Origin of the sequence: Prosthecobacter sp. (genome assembly GCF_049294395.1) — a bacterium.
GTDB lineage: Bacteria > Verrucomicrobiota > Verrucomicrobiia > Verrucomicrobiales > Verrucomicrobiaceae > Prosthecobacter.
Genome location: NZ_JBAQCR010000051.1, coordinates 1 through 4,717, shown reverse-complemented (window position 1 = coordinate 4,717; position 4,717 = coordinate 1). Strand labels below are relative to the sequence as shown.

General features: G+C 61.4%; 6 protein-coding genes. 5 read left to right on the top strand and 1 reads right to left on the bottom strand.

The window, feature by feature from the left end; all coding sequences use genetic code 11:
• The coding region (locus WAW39_RS03270; RefSeq protein ID WP_422315730.1) for a Tm-1-like ATP-binding domain-containing protein at positions 1–207 on the bottom strand (207 nt) is incomplete at its 3' end.
• 127 nt (positions 208–334) lie between these two features.
• Here WAW39_RS03270 and WAW39_RS03265 point away from each other — a divergent pair.
• From WAW39_RS03265 to WAW39_RS03245, 5 genes are all read left to right on the top strand, one after another.
• Positions 335–598 carry a hypothetical protein gene (locus WAW39_RS03265; RefSeq protein WP_422315728.1) on the top strand — a complete coding sequence of 88 codons (264 nt, stop codon included), beginning with the start codon at positions 335–337 and terminating at the stop codon, positions 596–598.
• Complete coding sequence (locus WAW39_RS03260; protein WP_422315726.1) at positions 579–1,241, top strand: nucleotidyl transferase AbiEii/AbiGii toxin family protein; 663 nt, start codon at positions 579–581, stop codon at positions 1,239–1,241. Before WAW39_RS03265 ends, WAW39_RS03260 begins: the two co-directional genes overlap by 20 nt.
• A 120-nt stretch (positions 1,242–1,361) precedes the next feature.
• Complete coding sequence (gene purL, locus WAW39_RS03255; RefSeq protein ID WP_422315724.1) at positions 1,362–3,749, top strand: phosphoribosylformylglycinamidine synthase subunit PurL; 2,388 nt, start codon at positions 1,362–1,364, stop codon at positions 3,747–3,749.
• Positions 3,750–3,766: 17 nt separating this feature from the next.
• A complete protein-coding gene (locus WAW39_RS03250; protein WP_422315722.1) occupies positions 3,767–4,351 on the top strand; it encodes a hypothetical protein in 585 nt (194 codons plus the stop codon).
• A gap of 80 nt (positions 4,352–4,431) precedes the next feature.
• Positions 4,432–4,653, top strand: coding sequence for a hypothetical protein (locus tag WAW39_RS03245; protein ID WP_422315720.1), 222 nt, complete (start codon positions 4,432–4,434; stop codon positions 4,651–4,653).
• Positions 4,654–4,717 lie beyond the last annotated feature (64 nt).

Genomic DNA, 4,717 nt, shown 5'->3' with positions numbered 1-4,717 from the left:
GTCCTGCCTCTCCATGATGCCCGCCAAGTCCACCTGCCCCGCCGCCGCGACCTGCTCCCGCGTCACATCCGGCTTCACCTGCGGCACATCCCCGCTGCCGGTGTCGATCAGCAGCGTCTGATGCCCGCGTGCGCGGATGATTTCCGCCACGTAGGCGTGTTCGTGACCTTTGGTGTCGAGCGTGCCGAGAACTGCGATGGTTGCCATGGTGGCAGCATAAAAGCGGGCACGGGAAGAACAGCAACCGTTTCACACCACCTCCTATCCGCCCTCCACCCGGCTTGACGGGCCAACTGCAGGCCATTACTCTTGCGCTATGCCGCCCGTAGCAGCAATGCCCGCTGACAACCTCGACTTCGCGTGGGACCGTCCTGAAACGGCTTCCAGCCTGCGAGCGCGTCTCGCCACCAGCACAGGCGTTGACTGGCTGCACACCGCCGCCTGGCTCATGCGCGAGGCACGGGTGGACCAGGTCTGGCAGTTTCTCACTCTGAAACAAGTCGCCGAAAGCTTTCCTCAACTCAGCCCCATGCTTGGTCGTCGTCGTCCCGTCTGGGAGCATCTCCTCCGCGCCGCTCATGAGCTGGGAAGAATCTAACGCCTGCACGCCGTTGAAACGCGATTTTCTTCGCGCTTGGTTCGCGCAGGAACAGCGCTTTTTCCTCACGGGCGGCAGCGCTCTCGGGTTATTTTATCTCGATCACCGCCGCTCCTATGACCTGGATCTTTTCACCGGTGACGAGGTTGAGGGCATCGAAGTTCAAAACCTCGTGCACCGTGTCGCCGCTGAAATCAAAGCAGACTGCCAGGCCTTGCGTACCGCCCCTGACTTTCACCGTTTTCGGCTCACGCGTGGTGAAGAACGCGAGTTGGTAGATGTCGTCGTGGATCGTGCGCCACAGCTTGATGCAAAGAAAGCCGACTTCGACGGCATTCGGGTGGACACGCTGCGGGAGATCATCGCCAACAAGCTGACCACGCTGCTCAGTCGCACCGAATTGAAGGACGTGGTGGACCTCTACTTTCTGGAACAGGCAGGCCACGACCTGCTCGCCGCCCTGCCAGACGCCCAAACCAAGGACGGTGGCTGGGAGCCTGCCGTCGTCGCCATGCTCTTGGACGGACTGCGCGTCACCGAACTGCCGGCTTGGATGATACGCCATCTCGAACCTGCCGAACTTCAGGCGTTTCTGAACCGCTTGCGAATGGCCATTGCCGAGAAGGCCTTGCCAGCAGCTTGAAGGGATAAAAACGGCCCAGTCCTAGAAACCTGTGGCGGTCATCGACGCAATCCCCGCTATTTTCCTCCCCCTCCGCCATTGAACCCGGCCGATTCCTCGCCAAGTCAGGGGGTCCCACCCATGTCCCAAGCCGTTTTCCGCACCATCCCCCTCCGCGAACTCAACGCCGACCAGCTCCTCGACCTCTCGAAGCGCATGAAGCTCTCGCTCTCACGCGCCGACATGCTCGCCGTGCAGAAGATTTACAACGACGAAGGCCGCGAGCCCACGGACGTCGAGATGGAAGTAATCGCCCAGACCTGGAGCGAGCACTGCAAGCACCGCATCTTTGGCGCGAAGATCACGCACACCCTCGACGGCAAGGAAGAGATCGTGGACGGCCTGTTCAAGACCTACATTCGCAAGGTCACGGAAGAGATCTGCAAGGACAAGCCCGACTTCGTGCTCGGAGCGTTTGAAGACAACGCAGGCTTCGTCCGCCTGGACGCCGACAAAGCCGTGTGCCTCAAGGTGGAAACACACAATCACCCCAGCGCCATCGAGCCCTACGCCGGTGCCAATACCGGCCTCGGCGGTGTGATCCGCGACATCCTCGGCGCCGGCAAAGGCGCGAAGCCGGTCGCCTCCATCGACGTGTTCTGCTTTGGCCCGCCCAACATCGAGCAGGAAGACATCAAGGCCAAGGACGTCATCCACCCCCTCGGCGTCATGCGCGGCGTGGTGCGCGGCGTGCGCGACTACGGCAACCGCATGGGCATCCCCACCGTCAATGGCGCGATCCAGTTTGACGACACCTTCATTTACAATCCTCTCGTCTTCTGCGGCACCGCCGGCATCATCCCGATCAAGGACATCGCCAAGGAAGTGAAGCCCGGCCACCTGCTCGTGGCTGCCGGTGGTCGCACCGGCAAGGACGGCCTCAAAGGCGCGACCTTCTCCTCCGCATCGCTCACCACCGACTCCCACGAAGAGGACCAGACCGCCGTGCAGATCGGCAATCCCATTGAAGAAAAGAAGGCCGCTGACTTCGTGCTCGCCGCACGTGAGAAGGGCCTCATCCAGTTCGTCACCGACTGCGGTGCCGGTGGCTTCAGCTCCGCCGCAGGCGAAATGCTGCGTGAAACTGGTGGCGAAGTGTGGCTGGAAAACGCCCCGCTCAAAGCCCCCGATCTCGAAAGCTGGCAGGTCTTCATCAGCGAATCCCAGGAGCGCATGGTCATCGCCATCGAGGAAAAAGACCTCGCTGCGATGCACGAACTCGCCGCCATTTACCAGACCGAGCTCTGCGTGCTCGCCAAGGCCGATGGCTCCCAGCGCCTCAAAGTTTTCCACCACGGCACCATCGTCTGCGATCTCCACGTGGCCGCCCTGCATGAGGCCCCGCGCCGTGAGATGAAGGGCAAATGGCGCACCCCGCCGTCCGTGAAGCCCGTCGTCCCTGTGCGTCCTGAATCCTGGACCGCCACGCTCAAGACGCTTCTCTCCGATTTCTCCATCGTCTCCCGTGAGCCAATTATCCGCGAGTACGACCACGAAGTGCAGGGCAACACCGTCCTCAAGCCCCTCGCCGGTGCTTCCGGTGACGCCCCGCAGGACGGCAGCGTCATCCGTGTGGATGGCAGCAATCAGCTCGTCTCCCTCGCCTGCGCCTTGCTCCCTGAGTGGGGCAAGACCGACCCGCACCTCATGGGACGCGCCGTCGTCGATGAGTGCGTGCGCCAGCTCGTCGCCATGGGGTCCAATCCCGACCGCATCGCCATTCTCGACAATTTCTGCATGGGCAATCCCGACAACGAGCGCGAGCTCGGCGCCCTCGTGGAATGCACCAAGGGCATGGCCAAAACCGCCATCGCCTACGCCGCCCCCTTCGTCTCCGGCAAGGACAGCTTCTACAACTACTTCATCACCGATGAAGGCCCCGTCTCCATCCCCGTCACCCTGCTGCTCAGCGGCTTCGGCATCGTGGAAGATGCCAAGCACGTCGTCGGCGCTTCCCTCCGCCGCGTCGGCAGCAAGATCGCCATCCTCGGCAAAGCCAGCGCCGGACTGCGCGGCAGCATCGTCGCCAAGTACACCAAAGGCATCGGCATGGATGCCGGCCCCGACTTCTGCGAAGTCGAAAGCCTCGCCGCCTACCGCCGCTACTTTGAACTCGTGAAGCAGGGCGCCGTCCTCAGCGCCCACGACATCGGCGAAGGCGGCCTCGCCGTCGCCCTGGCCGAAATGGCCTTCAGCGGCAAAGGCGGCCTCCGCATCTCCACCGACAAGATGCCCGCCCACGCCGGCCTCACCACCGCCGAACTCCTCTTCGGCGAAACTCCCGGCCGCCTCCTCGTCGAGATCGCCCCCGAACACGTCAGCGCCGCCGAAGCCGCCGGCCTCACCATCATCGGCGACTCCACGCGTGATCCCTACCTCTACATCTCCCACAACGGCACCACCCTCATCGATTCCCCCATCGATCAGCTCAAGCCGCTGTGGCGCGACGGGCTGGTGAAGTATTATTGATCCACTTCAAACTGCTCATGACCTCATTCTTCAGGGCCGGCCTTCTCGCGATGCTGGCCTCGGTATCGATCCATGCTGCGGATGTGGCCATGAAGACGGTTAGTATTGACGAGTTTTTCGCCGGTCAATTGCAGCCTCTGCCCCTCAAGCTCGACGTCCCAAAAGACTATGTCCATGCCGAGGGTCTCGAGGTGAATGAAAGCTATACCTACTGGATGCTGCCACAGGCGATCAAGCCTGCCGCAGACACCGGCGATCTCCCCCAAACGGGCTACGTCTGGGGCAAGATCTCGCTGGATGTGGGTTATTTTGCCGAGAAGAAAAAATTCTCTCACGAGGAAACACTCAAATCAGAACTGGCAGCGGCAGGGCTTGAGCTGGTGGCTCAGAAAAAGCGCAATGTCGGCGGCTATGCCGTGATCGCCTATATCTTGAAGTACAAGCAGGAGGACAGCTCTCGACGCCTGATTTACTCGGCCTACATCGCCACCAACATCGAGACCAACTGCATCTACCTTTCGTACAGCCCACCCTCGGACTTTTCCAAAGAACAAGCCGCCAAAGTCTGGGACGCAATCATTGATTCGATCTCGAAGAAGTAGGCTGCTCGACGGGACCAAGCACCTCTTTACTCGTCGACTCAAGCTTGCGCATTCAAGATAGAATTGGTATTCTTCCTGCCATGAGCACCGTGCTTCAAATCGAAGCCGCCGCGGCACAATTGCCCGACTCTGACTTCCAGACCTTCGCCGCCTGGTTTGACGAGGTGCGTGCGCGCCGTGTGGACGGTGCCTTTGAAAGTGCCATTCTCGGTGGCCAGTTCGATGAGATGGCTGCCCGTGCCCTTCGGGATCATCAGGCAGGCCGCACCACCGCTCTCGATGAATTCCTCCGTCGCGCCTGATTTCTGACAGTGTTACAACCGCCTTCCCATCTTCCTGCATGGCAGCGGCGGCAACTTCAAAGCC